Below are 17,048 nucleotides of genomic sequence, written 5' to 3'. Positions count from 1 at the left end.
AAGGCGCAGCCCGTTGCAAAGGCAAATGATATTGCTCTGCTCATGAACAAATGTTCATATGACTGGAGAGCCTGGCATCCCGTCGCGCGTTAATTGCTGGTTGACGCGGGCGGTGAGTTGAACTTTGCTTCACATTAAAGATCGCCCGTAAGGCCAGCCACATCACTCTGATCAACCTGCCATCGTTGAGGCAAACCTTGAGAATACCAAAGATTTACCTGCCACAGTGCTTCAATACGGCACACCTTGGCCGGCGTTTGCTTTTCGTTCTGGCGTTGATGGTTGCTATGCCCTCTGTGACTCTGGCGCAGCAACACGAAGCAGAGCCACCTGGCACAATTACTCTTGAGCCAGGTGCAGACAGCGACGCGCTGATCGCGCAGCGAATTTCCGGCATCTTTTCCCAGATTCCACAGTTCGGATCGTTGCAGGTTAACGTTAACAGCGGCGTAGTAGCGCTGTCTGGCCAGATCGCCAACGAGGCCCAGGCCCAACGGGCATTGAAGCTGGCTGGCCGGGTGGAGGGTGCCATCGCCGTTGATGACAGAGTGGTCCGCACTCTGGACTTGCAAGACAACCTCAACCCGCTATGGGATTCGTTGCAAAACACTCTTCGCGGTTGGGTAAGAGCCCTGCCCTTATTGCTGGTGGCATTCAGTGTTTTTGCCTTTGTGGCGGTCACCGGGCACCGGCTAGCAGGTCATACACCGCTGTGGTCACGGCTAACCAAAAATCCGTTTCTGGGGGAGCTTGCGGGCCACGCTGTTCGGCTTGTTACCATACTTCTGGGCCTGTTGCTCGCTCTGAACATACTTGGGGCCACGGCCTTGATGGGCACGCTACTGGGCGGCGCGGGCGTCCTGGGACTGGCCATCAGCTTTGCTGTCAAAGACTCCATGGAGAACTACATTTCCAGCATCATGCTGAGCATCCGGCAGCCGTTCCGGGCGCAGGAACATGTGGTTATCAACGACTACGAAGGCGTTGTGGTAAGGCTGACATCGCGCTCCACGGTATTGATGACGCTGGACGGCAATCATTTGCGCATCCCCAACGCGACCGTTTTCAAAGCCGTTATTCTGAACTACTCCCGAAACCCTCAGCGCCGCTTCGATTTTGTTCTGGGGGTAGACGCAGAAGACGACCCGGCCCTGGCTATACAAACCGGCCTGGCGGCTATGCAGCAGCTGGACTGGGTGCTGGGCGACCCCGCGCCCAACGGAATCATCGAATCGGTGGGCGATTCCAACATCCTTATCAAATTCATGGGCTGGATTGACCAGCGCGAGTCCGATTACGGCAAAGCCCGCAGTCTCTCAATTCGTTCCGCCAAGAATGCACTGGAAACCCAGGGCTTTACGTTGCCCGAACCCATATACCGGCTGCGCTTCGATCAAACGCCCGCCACGCTGGCCGCCATGGACTCACCCGAAAAGCCCGAGAAGGCGGAAAGACTGAACAAAGACGCTGCTAAATCCGCGCCCGAGGCGCCGTCTGGCAATGTGTTGAATGTGCGCCCGGACACGCATATTTCCAGACAAGTACGGGAAGAGCGCAGCGACACCGCCGCTGAAGACCTGCTGGACGATACCCGACCGATTGAATAGATTTACGGCAGCGCAGCCCCCCTCCCGCCCAGCTGCGAATCTGTTACCATAACGGCCTTCATAAAAACGCCGCTTTATACTTTGGAGCCAACGTGACCATTTCCCGCGAAGACATTGAAAAAGTCGCCGTGCTGGCCCGTATCCGTCTCGATGAAGAGCAGATACCGGCGCTGGAAAACGACCTGGGCAACATTCTCAGCCTGGTTGACCAGCTCAGCGCCGCCGATACTGACAACGTAGAGCCGCTGGCTCACCCGCTGGATGCCGTGCAGCGTTTGCGCGCCGACGACGTGACCGAGACCAACCAAAGGGAAGCCTTCCAGGCCATCGCGCCAGCTACTGAAGATGGCCTTTATCTTGTACCCCGGGTTATTGAGTGATCTGACGAAGCCCACCATCAGCCCACTATCAGGATTGAACATGCATAACAAATCCGTAGCAGAGCTTTCCCGCGAGCTGGAAAGCGGCAAGATTTCAAGCGTGGAACTGACCCGTGAGTTCCTCGATCGCATCAAGGCCGAAGACGGCCAGTACAACAGCTTTATTACCGTAACCGAAGATCGGGCCATGGCCGATGCCAAAGCCGCTGACGAACAGCGCGCAGCCGGCAAAGCGGGCGTTTGGACGGGTGTACCCTTTGCCCACAAAGACATTTTTTGCACCAACGGTGTAGCAACCACGGCCGGTTCGAAAATGCTGGCCAATTTTGTGCCGCCCTACGATGCCACGGTAACCGCTAACTTCCGCGCAGCCGGGGCGGTGTGTGTGGGTAAAACCAACATGGACGAGTTCGCTATGGGCTCCTCCAACGAATCCAGCTTTTTTGGCCCGGTGACCAACCCCTGGGGCCTGAGCAATGGCCAGAAACGCGTACCGGGTGGCTCCTCCGGCGGTTCCGCAGCGGCCATTGCGGCACGCCTGGTACCTGCAGCCACGGCTACGGATACCGGCGGCTCCATCCGCCAGCCTGCAGCTCTATGCGGCGTCACTGGCCTGAAGCCCACTTACGGCCGGGTGTCCCGCTACGGCATGATTGCGTTTGCCTCCAGTCTTGATCAGGGCGGCACCATGGCGCGCACGGCAGAAGACAACGCGCTGATGCTGAATGTTATGGCCGGGTTCGATCCGAAGGATTCCACATCTGCTGATCGCGCCGTGCCCGATTACACCGCCTCCCTGAACGAGCCGCTGAAAGGCTTGCGCATTGGTCTCCCGAAAGAGTATTTCTCAGACCAGCTCAACCCCGCGATGGAAGAACAGGTACGCAATGCGGTAAAGGAATACGAGAAGCTGGGAGCCACCGTAAAAGAGGTTTCCCTGCCTCACGCCAAGCTGGCTATTGCCGCCTACTACGTGATTGCCCCGGCCGAAGCCTCCGCCAACCTGTCGCGCTTCGACGGCGTGCGTTACGGCTACCGCTGCGAGAACCCGCAGGATCTCAACGACCTTTATACCCGTACCCGCGCCGAAGGCTTTGGAGGCGAGGTGAAGCGCCGCATTCTGGTGGGCACCTATGCGCTTTCAGCCGGCTATTTTGATGCCTATTACCTGAAGGCCCAAAAGGTTCGCCGTCTGATCCAGCAAGATTTCATCAATGCCTTCAAGGAAGCGGATGTGCTGATGAGCCCGGTTTCACCTTCACCTGCGTTTGTGCAGGGCGAGAAAATCAGCGACCCGGTGACCATGTACCTGGAAGATATTTTCACCATCGCCGTAAACCTTGCAGGCGTTCCAGCCATGTCGGTTCCGGCAGGTTTTGTTGACGGCCTGCCGGTCGGGTTGCAGATTATCGGGAACTATTTTGACGAGGCCCGTCTGCTGAACGCAGCTCACCAGTTCCAGCAGGTTACCGACTGGCACCAGAAACTTCCCCAGTAAGCCCGAATCAGGAGAACCGTTATGCAGTGGGATATTGTGATCGGGCTGGAAATTCACGCTCAGCTTGCCACCAAAACCAAGATTTTTTCCGGCTCCAGCACCGCCTTTGGTGCCGAACCCAACACCCAGGCCAGCGCCGTTGACCTGGCCATGCCTGGCACCTTGCCTGTTCCGAATGAACAGGCGTTCCGTTACGCGGTTATGTTCGGGTTGGCGGTAAACGCCGAAATCGGCCGGCGTTCGGTGTTCGATCGTAAAAACTACTTTTACCCGGATTTGCCCAAGGGTTATCAAACCACACAGCTGGACCACCCCATTGTCGGCCCCGGTTTTGTGGATGTTGATCTGGCTGACGGCACCAGCAAACGTGTGCGCATTCATCACGCCCACCTGGAAGAAGACGCCGGCAAATCGCTACACGAAGACTTTCATGGCATGACCGGCATCGACCTGAACCGCGCCGGCACACCACTGATTGAAATCGTCACCGAGCCAGACATGAACAGCGCCGAAGAAGCTGTGGCCTTCGCCAAAAAGCTGCACAGCCTGGTGTCCTCGATCGGCATCTGCGACGGTGATATGAGCCAGGGTTCGCTGCGCTTTGACGTGAACATTTCGCTCAAGCAAAAAGGCTCAGACACTCTGGGAACCCGCACGGAAACCAAAAACCTGAACTCTTTTCGCTTTATGGAGCAGGCCATCGCTCACGAAGTAGAGCGGCAGATGGACATTCTGGAAGACGGCGGCCGTATCATTCAGGAAACCCGACTGTACAACGGCGAGCGCGACGAATCCCGCTCCATGCGCAGCAAGGAAGAAGCCAACGATTACCGCTACTTCCCCTGCCCGGACCTTCTGCCCGTGGTGATCGACGATGCCTTTATTGAAAGTGCCCGTGATCTGTTGCCGGAGCTACCAGACGAGCGCAAAGCACGATTCAAAGCGCAGTATGGCCTCAATGATTACGACGCGCGCCTGCTCAGCGATGATGCGCGTATGGCAGCGTTCTTTGAAGAAACTGCCCGCCACGGTAAGGACGCAAAGCTGGCCGCCAACTGGGTGTTGGGTGAGTTCTCCGCGCGCCTGAATGCCGAAGACAAAGTCGTAGCTCAAGCCCCCATCTCTGGTACACAGCTCGGCCAACTGGTCGCGCGCATTGCCGACAACACTGTGTCGTCGTCCGGGGCCAAGAAAGTGTTTGAAGCGCTTTGGAACAGTGACGAAGACAGTGTCGATGCCATCATTGATGCCTTGGGTCTGAAACAAGTGTCGGACACCGGTGCACTGGAGCAGATGGTGGATGAGGTTCTGGCAGGCATGCCGGATCAGGTTGCACAGTACCAGCAGGAGACCGACCCCAAGAAGCAGAAGAAGATGCTCGGTGGCTTTATGGGGCCTTTGATGAAGGCCTCCAAAGGGCAAGGCAACCCGAAGCTCTTCAATGAAATTCTGCTAAAAAAACTGAACCATTAACCAATTTGAAGTGCGATTGAGTTATCAGTCAGCGGTCTCGGGTCATTCGCTGAGGCCTGGCTGATAACCCGTGTTAAGCAACTTTAATCTTGCAACTTCAATACGGTAATCTGCTGGCGACCCGAAGCCCCCTGTGCTGTGTTAAATATGGTAAGTGTTCCTCAATCTGATTTGAGAAGGAGGCTCCATGTTTATTCAGACGTTCAAATCCGAAGGGTTGTCGCATCTTTCGTACCTGGTTGGTAACAACGGCCAAGCCGCGGTTATTGATCCCCGCCGCGACTGTGAAGTCTATGCCGAAGCTGCTGCCGCAGAAGGCTGCCGGATAACGCATATCTTTGAAACGCACCGCAACGAAGATCTTATCTCCGGCGCGCCCATACTTGCGCAACTGACCGGCGCTACTGTCTTCCACGGGCCGAACGCTGCGGGAACCGTGCGCTATGCGAAAACCACCCGTGAAAGCGACGAGTTCAACTTCGGCAATCTGCAACTTCGTGTACTGGAGACACCTGGCCACACCGACGACAGCCTGTCATTTGTGCTTTACGATACCGAATTCGGTGATGACGCCGTGGCCGTATTCACCGGCGACGCCCTGTTCATCGGCGATGTTGGCCGCACCGATTTCTATCCGGAGCGCGCCGAAGAAGTCGCCGGCCTGCTCTACGACAGCCTGCAAAAACTGGTAAATCTGGGCGACCAAACGCTCATTTATCCGGCCCATGGTGCCGGTTCTGTCTGTGGCGACAATATGGCCGACCGGGAATTCTCGAGCATCGGCTACGAACGCCGCAACAACCCCATGATGAAAATCCGGTCACGCCAGGAATTCATCAAACGAAAAGTACAGGAACATCATTATCAGCCACCCTATTTCCGTGAAATGGAGCGTCTGAATCTGGAGGGTGGCCACGCGACGAGCCCGGTGCTGACTCCCGCAGCGCTTTCACCGTCCGCGTTCAAAGATCTGCCAGACGAGACTGTAACCATCGACGTGCGCGGGATCAGCAGTTTCCTCGGCGCCCACGTACCTGACAGCCTGGCGCTCCCGACGCCGATGATTCCGGCTTTTGCGGGCTGGTTCCTGACCCCCGATGACAAGATGGCTCTGGTCGCTGCCAGCGCTTCGGAAGCCCAACTGGCTGCACGACATCTGGCACGTATTGGCTTTGACAAGCTACTCGGGTACCTGGCCCCCGACATGCCCCAATGGGCCGCCATGGCAGAACCGTTCAGAGCCATAACGGTGATTGATCTGGAGGATTTCAAAAAGCGCAGATCTGCGCCTCCGGAGAACTGGAGCCTGCTGGATGTTCGGGGTAAAGGCGAGGTGGAGGAAAACCCCGTTGACCAAGCCATCCACCATTACACAGGCAATCTGGCGGAGGTGGCCAGCGAGCTGGACCCTGACAGACATTACACCATCATGTGTGGCAGCGGCGCACGAGCAGCAATCGCCGCATCGGTATTGATGCGCAAAGGCTTCAGCAACGTTGATGTATTCCTCGGATCCGTCGGCGCGCTGATGGCCGACTCCTGAGCTCTACTCCGGGCGCCGCAGGAACATCTGCTCAAACTGGCGGATATTCTGCTGCACGTAGTCAATAAATGCCCGCATGGCCGGCGTAGGGTGCCGCGCCTGCGGGTAGACTACACACCAGCTACGCCTCAGTGGAAAGCCTTTGATATCAACAATGTGCAGGCTACCCAAGGCAAGTTCTGACAACACACCCAGCTTGGGCAGAACGGCCACACCCAAGCCCGCGAGAACAGCGTGCTTTAACGCATCATTAGAGCCTAACTCTATACTTGGCTTCGCCCGTAAACGCTGGTTCTGACAGTGCAGCTCCAGCGCCAAGCGACTACCTGAACCACTTTCCCGCACCAGCAGCCCACTATCCAGAAACTCCTGAGCCGTCACATTTTGCTGCTGGAGCAGCGGATGGCCACTGGGCACCACCGGCACCAGTTCGTTATCCAGAAACGGTAACGATGTCAGCGGCCGCTCGGCGGGAACCATACCCATAATCACCAAATCATCGGCATTGTCATTCAGCCGCTGCAGGGCCGTTGCCCGGTTAACCACCGCCACCGAAACAGTCACCTGCGGGTTCAACTGCAAAAACGCACTCAGCATATAAGGCACCACGTACTGCGCGGTATTCACCGCCACCAGCCTTAGCTCCCCTGCCACCCGCCCTTCAAGCGCCGCCAGGCTATTTTGCACACGCTCCAGCTCCCGGAACACTGAACGTACACAACCCGCCATCTCCTCGCCTGCAGCAGTGCAATAGAGCTTGCGCCCAACATACTCAAACATCGGCATACCCAGCGCCTGCTCCAGGTGGCGCACCTGGCTGCTGACGGCGGGCTGGGTCAGGCCAAGCAGCTCTCCTGCCTTGCTGTAGCTTTTCAGATCATTCACGGCCTTGAAAACCTGAAGCTGTCGGAAGGTCAGGCGGCTGGCCAGTTTCTGGACACTGAGGGGCATAAAACATATTTCCTTCTGCCACTTATAAGTTATTACTTATAGATAAACAAAATAATATCAATTTTTCGTCGAAGATCTATCCCTTTACTCTTTTTGTCACCTTCATTCGGGACGAAGCAATGAGGAACCTCCCATGCTGAAGAAAGTGTTAATCGCCAATCGCGGCGAGATCGCCGTCCGCATCATTCGCGCCTGTGCAGAAATGGGGATACGCTCGGTGGCCATCTACACCGAACCGGACCGTTACGGATTGCACGTCAAGCGAGCCGATGAATCCTACTCGTTGGGCGATGACCCTCTGGCAGGCTATCTCGACCCGGCTCGCATCGTAAATCTGGCGGTCGAAACCGGCTGCGATGCCATTCACCCTGGCTACGGATTCCTGTCAGAAAACGCCAACTTTGCCCGCCTGTGCGAACAAAAAGGCGTGGCGTTCATCGGCCCGAAATCCAGCGTAATCCATGGCATGGGTGACAAAACCCAGGCCCGCGACAGCATGCGGGCCGCAGGCATTCCCATTACACCGGGCTCCGAGGGCAATCTGGACAGCCTTGATGAGGCCCTGGAACTGGCCAACGACATCGGCTATCCGGTGATGCTGAAAGCCACCTCTGGCGGCGGCGGCCGCGGCATTCGCCGCTGTGACACACCACAAGAGCTGAAAGTGCAGTACCCACGGGTCATTTCTGAAGCCACGAAGGCTTTTGGCTCCGCCGAAGTGTTCATGGAAAAGTGCATTGTGAACCCGCGCCACATTGAGGTGCAGATACTGGCGGACAGCCAGGGCAACGCTATCCATCTGTTTGAGCGTGACTGCTCCATACAGCGCCGCAATCAGAAACTGATCGAGATTGCCCCCAGCCCGCAACTGACGCCAGAGCAGCGACAGTACATCGGCGATTTGGCCGTTCGGGCTGCCAAAGCCGTGGGCTACGAGAACGCTGGCACCGTGGAATTTCTGCTGTCTGGCAACGAAGTGCACTTTATGGAAATGAACACCCGGGTTCAGGTGGAACACACCATTACCGAGGCCATTACCGGTGTGGACATTGTGCGCGAGCAACTGCGCATCGCCTCCGGGCTGCCCCTGAGCTATCGACAAGAGGATATTCAGTACCGGGGCTATGCGCTGCAGTTTCGCATCAACGCGGAAGATCCGAAAAACGACTTTCTGCCCAGCTTCGGTCGCATCACCCATTACTACGCGCCCGGCGGCCCCGGCGTGCGTGTCGATACCGCCATCTATACCGGTTATGAAATCCCCCCTTACTACGATTCCATGTGCCTGAAACTGGTGGTGTGGGCGCTGACCTGGGATGAGGTGATCGCCCGGGCCAAACGCGCACTGGACGACATGCGCCTGCACGGCATCAAAACCACCGCCAACTATTACCAGCAAATTCTGGATCACCCGGATTTTCGCAAAGGGACATTCAACACCAGCTTTGTGCCCGACCACCCGGAACTGCTGAACTATTCAACCAAGCGCCACCCCAGTGAAATTGCGCTTGCCCTCGCCGCCACCATTGCTGCGCATGCAGGTTGGTAATCCGCAGGAGAAAGACATTATGAGCCAAGCAAAACGAATTGAAGTGACGGACCTGACCTTGCGTGACGCGCACCAGTCGCTGATTGCGACCCGCATGCGCACCGAAGACATGCTGCCTATCTGCGACAAGCTGGACAAGATTGGCTACTGGTCGCTGGAAGTCTGGGGTGGCGCCACCTTTGACGCCTGCGTTCGGTTTTTGAAAGAAGACCCCTGGGAACGGCTGCGCCAGTTGCGAGAGGCCCTGCCCAACACCCGCCTGCAGATGCTGTTGCGAGGCCAGAACTTGCTGGGCTATCGCCATTACGCCGACGACGTCGTAGAGGCTTTTGTACAGAAAGCCGCAGACAACGGCATAGACGTATTCCGGGTGTTCGATGCACTGAACGACCTGCGCAACATCGAAACGGCCATGAAAGCGGTGAAAAAAGCCGGCAAGCACGCCCAGGGCACCATCTGTTATACCACCAGCCCAGTGCACACCCCGGAGTTGTTTGTGCAGCAAGCCAAAGCCATGCAGGCCATGGCCGCAGACTCTATCGCTATCAAGGACATGGCGGGGCTGCTAACACCCTACGCCACCTTTGATCTGGTGCAAGCCATCAAGGCTGAAGTGGACCTGCCGCTGGTCATTCACAGCCATTCCACCTCAGGCCTGGCGCCTTTGTGCCAGCTCAAGGCCATTGAGGCCGGAGCCGATCGTATCGATACGGCCATTTCATCGTTTTCCTCGGGCACCAGCCACCCGGCCACTGAATCCCAGGTGGCCGCACTCAAAGGCACCGCTTACGACACCGGACTGGACTTGAAGCTGCTGAGCGAGATTGCCGACTACTTCCGCGAAGTCCGCAAGAAGTACCAGCAATTTGAAAGCGAGTTCACCCGCGAGGACGTATCGGTACAGATCAACCAGGTACCCGGCGGCATGATGTCTAACCTGGCCAACCAGCTCAAAGAGCAGAACGCCCTGGACCGCATTCGCGAAGTATTCGATGAGATTCCGCGGGTGCGTGAAGACCTGGGTTTTCCGCCACTGGTCACACCCACCTCGCAGATCGTAGGCACTCAGGCCGTTTACAACGTTCTGGCCGGCCAGCGCTACAAAACCATCACCAACGAGGTAAAACGCTATCTTCAGGGCGGCTACGGCCAGCCACCGGCGCCGGTAAATGAACAAATTCGCAACAAAGCCATCGGCAATGAGTCCGTCGATGAAGGCCGCCCCGCCGATCAGCTCAGCCCGGAGATGAACCGACTGCGCAAAGACATTGGCGAGCTGGCCCCAAGCGAAGAAGACGTGCTCACCTACGCCATGTTTCCAGACCTTGGCCGAGAATTTCTGCAGCAACGCAAAGACGGTACTCTGGTACCCGAACCTCTGTTGCCGCCAGAAGCAAAATCGCAGGAGCGTTTGGGCACCGGCGTTGCCACTGAGTTCCGGATTGAAGTCCACGGCGAGAGCTATGAAGTGGCTGTTACCGGCTCCGGTGACTCGGGTGCGGGCAGGCGCAAGTTGTACTTGTCGCTGGACGGTATGCCCGAAGAAGTGGTGTTTGAACCCCTGAACGAATATGTGGCCAAAGGCAGCAGCGGTCGCAAAAAAGCCTCAACACCCGGACACGTCAGCACCGCCATGCCCGGCAATGTGGTGGAGGTTCTGGTGAACGAAGGCGATACAGTCAGTGCGGGCCAGGCGGTGCTTATTACCGAGGCCATGAAGATGGAAACCGAGGTTCACGCCGACATCGATGGCAAGGTAGAGGCCATTTACGTAACCAAAGGCGACCGGGTGACGCCGGGTGAGGTGCTGATCGATATCGTCTGATCGTCATACCCCCCCCCCCCCGGAAAGTAAAACCAAAAAACGCCGCCCCTGGAATCAGAGGCGGCGTTTTATTTTCAGCACACTGTTTTCAGGACATCGTCAGACCAGAGACGCCCACAAGTCATGCTCGTCGGCGTGCTCAACGACTACACGAACAATCTGCCCCGGCTCAAGGTCGGTGATGTCGTTCAGGTACACCATGCCATCAATCTCTGGCGCATCGGCTTTGGAACGACCTATGGCGCCCTCTTCGTCTACCTCGTCAATCAGCACATCAATGGTTGTGCCAATCTTCGCCTGCAAACGGGCGGCAGATATTTCAGCCTGTTTGGTCATAAAGCGAGCCAGGCGCTCTTCCTTGACCTCTTCAGGCACTGCGCCGTCAATTTCGTTGGCCTTGGCACCCTCGACCGCACTGTAAGTAAAGGCGCCCACGCGATCGAGTTGAGCCTTGTCCAGCCAATCCAGCAGGTACTGAAAATCTTCTTCGGTTTCACCAGGAAAGCCCACAATAAAGGTGGAGCGAATGGTCAGTTCCGGGCAGATTTCCCGCCACTTGCGAATGCGATCCAGGGTTTTGCTGTCGTGGGCCGGGCGCTTCATGGCCTTCAGCACTTTCGGGCTGGCGTGCTGAAATGGAATATCGAGATACGGCAGGATTTTGCCTTCGGCCATCAGCGGAATGATATCGTCTACGTGGGGGTAAGGGTAAACATAGTGCAGACGCACCCACACGCCCATTTCGCCCAAGGCCTCGCACAGCGACTGCATTTTGGTTTTCAGCGGGCGCCCCTGCCAGAAGCCGGTGCGGTACTTGGTATCTACACCGTAGGCCGAGGTATCCTGGGAGATCACGAGCAGCTCTTTCACGCCGGCGTCGACCAACCGTTGCGCTTCGTCCATCACGTCGCCAATGGGTCGGCTCACCAGATCACCGCGCATGGACGGAATGATGCAGAAGGTGCAACGGTGATTGCAGCCCTCAGAAATCTTGAGATACGCGTAATGCCGAGGTGTCAGCTTTATGCCCTGGGGCGGCACCAGGTCGGTGAACGGGTCATGCTTGCGGGTTGGTGGCACAAACTGATGCACGGCGCCAACCACTTCTTCATACGCATGCGGGCCAGAGACCGCCAGAACGCCAGGATGAGTTTCGCGGATTTTATCGGCTTCGACACCCATGCAGCCGGTGACGATCACTTTGCCGTTTTCCTTGATGGCCTCACCGATGGCATCCAGAGACTCCTGCTTGGCCGCATCAATAAAGCCGCAAGTGTTCACCACCACAATGTCTGCATCGTTGTAGGTGGGCACCACGTCGTAGCCATCCAGCCGCAGCTGGGTCAGGATACGCTCGGAATCCACCAGAGCCTTGGGGCAGCCCAGACTGATGAAGCCAACTTTGCCGTTACCAGCCACTGTGTTCTCGGTTTTTTCTGTCATAAAGCGTTTCAGGATTCCTGGCGCCCGGCGGGAGCACGCGAATGAATGGAGCCGCTGATTTTACACCAGTAGGGCATCCTTCTGCAGCAAAAGCCGAGTCGCAGGGGAGGCTAAACGTCCCTGACCTGAATCAATTTTGTGAACCATCATTCAGAAAATTATAATAAATCTGCCAAAATATTCGACACTTGAGTTGCTGATCAGAAAACAAGCAACTACACTTTCTGTCCTTTACGCGTTGTTCTGAAACATTATTTGAATCCGAGCATGCCCTGACAGGACTTGCAGGATTGCCAACAAGAGCGTCCATGAAAGCTGCCACAATGAAGCCAAATTTGCGCAACCAGCAACGTGCGGATGTTGTAATTGACATCGTTATCGAGAAGCCGGATGGTTGTCAGCTCACCTGCAAAACCTCCAATCTCTCTCGCACAGGCGTTATGGTTTCCTGCAATCAGGAAACTGCGAGTCAGCTCATACCAAATCTGAAAACCCCCGCTCCGGGGGACTGGATTTCGGTTAAAGCCCGGTTCTCCGTTCCCGTTGTCACAACCCAATCCGTATCAATTTTAGCAACCGGGAATATCGTTCATCTGCGAAGAACGGCGAAGGACGAATTTCAACTGGGCATTCACTTTGCGGACTTCGAGGGTAATGGGCTTGATTACGTAGACAGGTATGTGCGAGAGCTTCTGGCCAACACGTGCAAACCTGCATGAGGCCGGACAACCCAAGACTTTCGCTTACCCCCCATAGCGTTCACTTGAGCGCTATATTGCTATAACGTAAAACTCTAACCGTAAGACTTCTTATAGCCTTATCGCGTCTGATATAATTGCCGTTCAAATTTGCACGCCCTCAAGGCCCGCTGCGGCAACGGATTATCATGACCACATACAGTCTTACGCATCTGAAGCAACTGGAAGCGGAAAGCATCCACATCATCCGCGAAGTGGCCGCCGAGTTTGATAACCCGGTCATGCTCTATTCCATTGGCAAGGATTCTGCGGTCATGCTGCACCTGGCCCGCAAAGCCTTTTTTCCCGGCAAGCTGCCCTTCCCTCTGATGCATGTGGACACCACCTGGAAATTCCGGGACATGATTGATTTCCGGGAGCGGAAGGTGAAGGAGTACGGACTGGATCTGATTGTGCACATCAATCAGGACGGCGTGGAACAGGGTATCGGGCCCTTTACCCACGGCAGTGCAAAGCATACAGATGTGATGAAAACCCAGGCACTCAAGCAAGCGCTGGATAAGTATGGGTTTGATGCCGCATTCGGTGGCGCTCGCAGGGATGAAGAGAAATCCCGAGCCAAGGAGCGAGTCTACTCCTTCCGCGACGAATATCACCGCTGGGACCCGAAAAACCAGCGCCCGGAACTCTGGAACACCTATAACGGCAAGGTAAACAAGGGTGAGAGCATTCGGGTGTTCCCGCTCTCCAACTGGACCGAGCTGGATATCTGGCAGTACATCTATCTGGAGAACATTGAAATCGTTCCACTCTACTACTCGGCGGTGCGCCCGGTGGTGGAACGCGACGGCTCACTGATCATGGTGGACGATGACCGCATGCCGTTGAAAGAGGGTGAAACGCCGATGATGAAGTCCATCCGTTTCCGCACCCTTGGATGTTACCCACTGACCGGTGCCATTGAATCCGAGGCAGCCACCTTGCCCGAGATCATCCAGGAAATGCTGCTGGCCACCAGTTCAGAACGTCAGGGCCGCGTGATTGATCACGACTCGGCTGGCTCCATGGAACAGAAAAAGCGGGAAGGGTACTTCTGATATGTCACACCAATCTGATCTTATTGCCGACGACATCCAGGCCTACCTGAAGCAGCACGAGAACAAGGAGCTGCTGCGTCTGTTAACCTGCGGCAGCGTCGATGACGGCAAAAGCACCCTGATCGGCCGCCTGCTGCACGACACCAAAATGATCTACGAAGATCACATGGCCGCCCTGAAAACCGACAGTGCCAAAATGGGCACCACCGGCGAAAAGCTCGATCTTGCCTTACTGGTTGATGGCTTGCAGGCCGAGCGCGAGCAAGGCATTACCATTGATGTCGCCTATCGGTACTTCTCCACTGACAAGCGCAAGTTCATCATTGCAGACACCCCGGGACACGAGCAGTACACTCGCAACATGGCCACCGGCGCCTCTACGGCACAGGTCGCCATTCTGATAATCGACGCCCGCCGTGGTGTGCTGACCCAGACTCGCCGGCATTCGTTTATCGCCTCCTTGCTTGGTATCCGGCACATCGTGGTAGCGGTGAACAAGATGGATCTGGTGGATTTCAGCGAAGACCGCTTCAACGAGATCAGAGAGGAATACCTGGCCTTCGCCGCCAAACTGGGGCTGAACGATATCCGCTTCGTGCCGATCTCGGCGCTGGAAGGTGACAATGTGGTCAACCGCAGCGAGAACATGCCCTGGTTTAACGGCCAGCCGCTGATGAACATTCTGGAAACCGTTGAAGTAGGCCGCGACAAGAATCTGGAGCACTTCCGGTTCCCGGTGCAATACGTCACCCGCCCCAACCTGAACTTCCGCGGCTTCTGCGGCACCATCGCCTCCGGAGTGGTCCGCCCTGGAGACAAGGTCATGGCCCTGCCCTCACGGCGCACCAGTACCATCAAGGAAGTCGTGACATTCGATGGCAATCTTGATGAAGCTTATATCGATCAGGCGGTAACACTGACGCTCGCGGACGAGATCGATTTGAGCCGCGGTGACATGTTGGTAAAGCCGGAAGACGAGCCGGAAGTGGGCAACCGCTTCAAGGCCAACATCGTATGGATGACCGATGCACCGCTTCAAACCGGGCGCCTGTACGACATCAAACTGGGCCCGACATTCACCTCTGGCACGGTTCGGAAAATCCATTATCAGACCGACGTAAACACGCTGGAACAACACGCCAACCCTACCCTGTTGCAGGTGAATGAAATCGGCCTGTGCGACCTGACACTAAGCCAACCAATCGCATTTGACGCCTACCAGCGCAACCATGCCACCGGCAGCTTCATCGTTATCGACAGACTGACCAACGTAACAGTCGGCGCCGGCATGATTGATGGCTTGGCAGACACTGCCGGAACTCTGGAACCCGTCAGCCCGGAAGAACGTGAACGCAGGCTTGCGCAAAAACCACTGATTATCGGTTGTTCTGGCAAGCAGGCACCTGCCCTCGCACTGGCAGTGGAGCGCGCGTTGTTTGACCAAGGCAAGACCACCGTCATTCTTAGTGAAGATAACGCCGGCAATGCCGATGACCGCTGTCGCACTGCGCAACTGCTAACAGCTTACGGCCTGATAGCAATTGTCGTGAACCTAGGCACTGACGTAGCCAACGTCTCCATAACAGCTGATAGCACTGACGAAGTATCAGGTGTCGCTGCAACACTGGTGCAGGAGCTGATTCGTAATAAACGGATCTAAACCAAGACAAGCATTAATATCGCCCTGATTCGGTGATGGAAGCCAAGGAGTGGGGGTGTCTTTTCTGCCGGAAAAAGATGTCTGAGCGCAGCGAGTTGCTTTTTCCAGAAGAAAAGACACCCCTGCTCCTGGGCCAACTCCCAACCAGACAATTATCGTTTTAGTCGTGAATGTAATAGTTGTCCGTGGCAGAATCTGTGGCCCTGAAGGTTTCCTTCGGGGCTTTTTTGCTTATTCATTAAGGATTTTTCTGTTTATGGCCATCAAACACCTGCGCACCGCTTTTTCCAGTCAGTATCAGCCGGGGCAGCCTGCTCGCCTCCAAAGTGGTGAATCTCTGCAAGAGCCGGGTGGTGATTATGAGGCCCTGCACAAACAGATGAAGCGGCTGTTTAACAGCAAGCCGGGTAAAAAGTACGGGCGGTTTTCGGATGACATCGGTGAAAGCCCGCTTGCAAGCTGGCTGAAGGATTATCTTGAGGACAAGCAGAGCTTTGCGTCTTTCACTGACCGGTTGCTCGGCCAATGGCAAGAACTGCTTACGGGCTCTCAGGAGGAGTTCCAGGGACAGCTGATGATCGTCCATGAAGCTTTGGCAGATTCAGATGTCGTTTATCTGCTGGTTCTGGAGAGCGACAGCGCCCTGCGTTTTGATGGCACTCAGGCGCTCGACACAACAGATGTGCTGAGCACGTCGCGCCTGAACCTGGCGATGCGTGTTGAACTGGATGACTGGCTGGGCGATAACGTGGCGGACAACTACCTTACACTGGTTCATGCCCGTGGCACGGGCGAACCCGGAGAGCTGTTTATCCGGCTGTGTGGCTTTACCAATCAGGTGGATGTTGAGAAGGAAACTCTGACGTTCCTGGATGCTGTGGAGGCTTTTGCGAAGTCTTCGGAGCCGGAGAAAGCCGGTGAGGTGCGTACGCGGGCCTATGAGTTCTGTAAGGAGCAGCATGCGCTGGGTGAGCCGGTTGCCATTGAGGCGCTGTCAGGCTATCTGGATGAGGATGAGCCGGGGCGCTTCAAGGAGTTTGCCAGCAAGACAGCGGAGATGCCGGAAAGTGGCGTACTGCACCCGGATCATCGCAAGGTGAAGAAGCTAGTGCGTATTGCGGGTTCTGGTGGCGGTATGAGTGTTTCTTTTTCTTCGGATCTGGTGAATCAGGCGATTTACTACGATCGGGATAAGGATGCGCTTACGATTACGCGCTTACCCAAGGCTTTGCGGGAGCAATTGGAGCGGTATCTTCAGACCAGGGAAGATTAATTTTCTCCTTCCCGTAGCACAAGGGCTGGCTCCGGGGCGCGGTGGCTCTTT

13 protein-coding genes are annotated in these 17,048 nt (G+C 56.2%); 11 read left to right on the top strand and 2 right to left on the bottom strand.

Annotated features, from left to right (window positions below; translation table 11 throughout):
* Positions 1 to 197 precede the first annotated feature (197 nt).
* The 5 genes from ACN0V1_RS05245 to ACN0V1_RS05225 all read left to right on the top strand — a co-directional run bounded on the left by ACN0V1_RS05245 (position 198) and on the right by ACN0V1_RS05225 (position 6,501).
* Entirely contained in the window at positions 198 to 1,607 is a 1,410-nt protein-coding gene (locus ACN0V1_RS05245; RefSeq protein WP_417543980.1) for a mechanosensitive ion channel domain-containing protein, read from the top strand.
* A 92-nt stretch (positions 1,608 to 1,699) separates the two neighbouring features.
* Complete coding sequence (gatC, locus tag ACN0V1_RS05240) at positions 1,700 to 1,987, top strand: Asp-tRNA(Asn)/Glu-tRNA(Gln) amidotransferase subunit GatC (protein ID WP_417543979.1); 288 nt, start codon at positions 1,700 to 1,702, stop codon at positions 1,985 to 1,987.
* Positions 1,988 to 2,027: 40 nt separating this feature from the next.
* A complete protein-coding gene (gene gatA, locus ACN0V1_RS05235; protein ID WP_417543978.1) occupies positions 2,028 to 3,485 on the top strand; it encodes an Asp-tRNA(Asn)/Glu-tRNA(Gln) amidotransferase subunit GatA in 1,458 nt (485 codons plus the stop codon).
* A gap of 6 nt (positions 3,486 to 3,491) precedes the next feature.
* Positions 3,492 to 4,958, top strand: a complete 1,467-nt coding sequence (gene gatB / locus ACN0V1_RS05230; protein ID WP_417544054.1) for an Asp-tRNA(Asn)/Glu-tRNA(Gln) amidotransferase subunit GatB — start codon at positions 3,492 to 3,494, stop codon at positions 4,956 to 4,958.
* A gap of 187 nt (positions 4,959 to 5,145) precedes the next feature.
* Positions 5,146 to 6,501, top strand: a complete 1,356-nt coding sequence (locus ACN0V1_RS05225) for an MBL fold metallo-hydrolase (protein WP_417543977.1) — start codon at positions 5,146 to 5,148, stop codon at positions 6,499 to 6,501.
* Between the two features lie 3 nt (positions 6,502 to 6,504).
* On the opposite strand, the gene ACN0V1_RS05220 is transcribed toward ACN0V1_RS05225, so the two are convergent.
* The gene (locus ACN0V1_RS05220) at positions 6,505 to 7,452 is read right to left on the bottom strand and encodes a LysR family transcriptional regulator (RefSeq protein WP_417543976.1); all 948 of its coding nucleotides are present in this window, start codon (positions 7,450 to 7,452) and stop codon (positions 6,505 to 6,507) included.
* Positions 7,453 to 7,585: 133 nt separating this feature from the next.
* On the opposite strand from ACN0V1_RS05220, the gene ACN0V1_RS05215 reads away from it, so the two are divergent.
* Complete coding sequence (locus ACN0V1_RS05215) at positions 7,586 to 9,001, top strand: acetyl-CoA carboxylase biotin carboxylase subunit (protein WP_417543975.1); 1,416 nt, start codon at positions 7,586 to 7,588, stop codon at positions 8,999 to 9,001.
* 19 nt (positions 9,002 to 9,020) lie between these two features.
* Positions 9,021 to 10,826, top strand: a complete 1,806-nt coding sequence (oadA, locus tag ACN0V1_RS05210) for a sodium-extruding oxaloacetate decarboxylase subunit alpha (protein ID WP_417543974.1) — start codon at positions 9,021 to 9,023, stop codon at positions 10,824 to 10,826.
* Positions 10,827 to 10,925: 99 nt separating this feature from the next.
* Here the strand turns inward: oadA and rimO are convergent, their stop codons facing one another.
* Positions 10,926 to 12,269, bottom strand: coding sequence for a 30S ribosomal protein S12 methylthiotransferase RimO (gene rimO, locus ACN0V1_RS05205; protein ID WP_417543973.1), 1,344 nt, complete (start codon positions 12,267 to 12,269; stop codon positions 10,926 to 10,928).
* Between the two features lie 308 nt (positions 12,270 to 12,577).
* Here rimO and ACN0V1_RS05200 point away from each other — a divergent pair, with 308 nt between their 5' ends.
* The 4 genes from ACN0V1_RS05200 to ACN0V1_RS05185 all read left to right on the top strand — a co-directional run bounded on the left by ACN0V1_RS05200 (position 12,578) and on the right by ACN0V1_RS05185 (position 16,997).
* A complete protein-coding gene (locus ACN0V1_RS05200; RefSeq protein WP_417543972.1) occupies positions 12,578 to 12,988 on the top strand; it encodes a PilZ domain-containing protein in 411 nt (136 codons plus the stop codon).
* A gap of 167 nt (positions 12,989 to 13,155) precedes the next feature.
* A complete protein-coding gene (cysD, locus tag ACN0V1_RS05195) occupies positions 13,156 to 14,064 on the top strand; it encodes a sulfate adenylyltransferase subunit CysD (protein WP_417543971.1) in 909 nt (302 codons plus the stop codon).
* A 1-nt stretch (position 14,065) separates the two neighbouring features.
* Complete coding sequence (cysN, locus tag ACN0V1_RS05190; protein WP_417543970.1) at positions 14,066 to 15,724, top strand: sulfate adenylyltransferase subunit CysN; 1,659 nt, start codon at positions 14,066 to 14,068, stop codon at positions 15,722 to 15,724.
* 256 nt (positions 15,725 to 15,980) lie between these two features.
* A complete protein-coding gene (locus ACN0V1_RS05185; RefSeq protein WP_417543969.1) occupies positions 15,981 to 16,997 on the top strand; it encodes a nucleoid-associated protein in 1,017 nt (338 codons plus the stop codon).
* The last annotated feature ends 51 nt before the right edge of the window (positions 16,998 to 17,048 follow it).

The sequence above is a fragment of the Marinobacter sp. genome (assembly GCF_048266785.1).
In the GTDB taxonomy this organism is placed as follows: domain Bacteria; phylum Pseudomonadota; class Gammaproteobacteria; order Pseudomonadales; family Oleiphilaceae; genus Marinobacter.
The sequence above is the reverse complement of the archived record's forward strand: the minus strand, read 5'-3'. Positions and strand labels throughout refer to the sequence as shown.

What these genes read in the sequence shown, in the direction of transcription:
- gatA (WP_417543978.1), top strand. Translation starts at nt 2,028, where the DNA reads ATGCATAACAAATCCGTAGCAGAGCTTTCCCGCGAGCTGGAAAGCGGC.
- cysD (WP_417543971.1), top strand. Translation starts at nt 13,156, where the DNA reads ATGACCACATACAGTCTTACGCATCTGAAGCAACTGGAAGCGGAAAGC.
- rimO (WP_417543973.1), bottom strand. Translation starts at nt 12,269, where the DNA reads ATGACAGAAAAAACCGAGAACACAGTGGCTGGTAACGGCAAAGTTGGC.
- ACN0V1_RS05215 (WP_417543975.1), top strand. Translation starts at nt 7,586, where the DNA reads ATGCTGAAGAAAGTGTTAATCGCCAATCGCGGCGAGATCGCCGTCCGC.
- cysN (WP_417543970.1), top strand. Translation starts at nt 14,066, where the DNA reads ATGTCACACCAATCTGATCTTATTGCCGACGACATCCAGGCCTACCTG.
- ACN0V1_RS05185 (WP_417543969.1), top strand. Translation starts at nt 15,981, where the DNA reads ATGGCCATCAAACACCTGCGCACCGCTTTTTCCAGTCAGTATCAGCCG.
- ACN0V1_RS05200 (WP_417543972.1), top strand. Translation starts at nt 12,578, where the DNA reads ATGAAAGCTGCCACAATGAAGCCAAATTTGCGCAACCAGCAACGTGCG.
- oadA (WP_417543974.1), top strand. Translation starts at nt 9,021, where the DNA reads ATGAGCCAAGCAAAACGAATTGAAGTGACGGACCTGACCTTGCGTGAC.
- ACN0V1_RS05220 (WP_417543976.1), bottom strand. Translation starts at nt 7,452, where the DNA reads ATGCCCCTCAGTGTCCAGAAACTGGCCAGCCGCCTGACCTTCCGACAG.
- ACN0V1_RS05225 (WP_417543977.1), top strand. Translation starts at nt 5,146, where the DNA reads ATGTTTATTCAGACGTTCAAATCCGAAGGGTTGTCGCATCTTTCGTAC.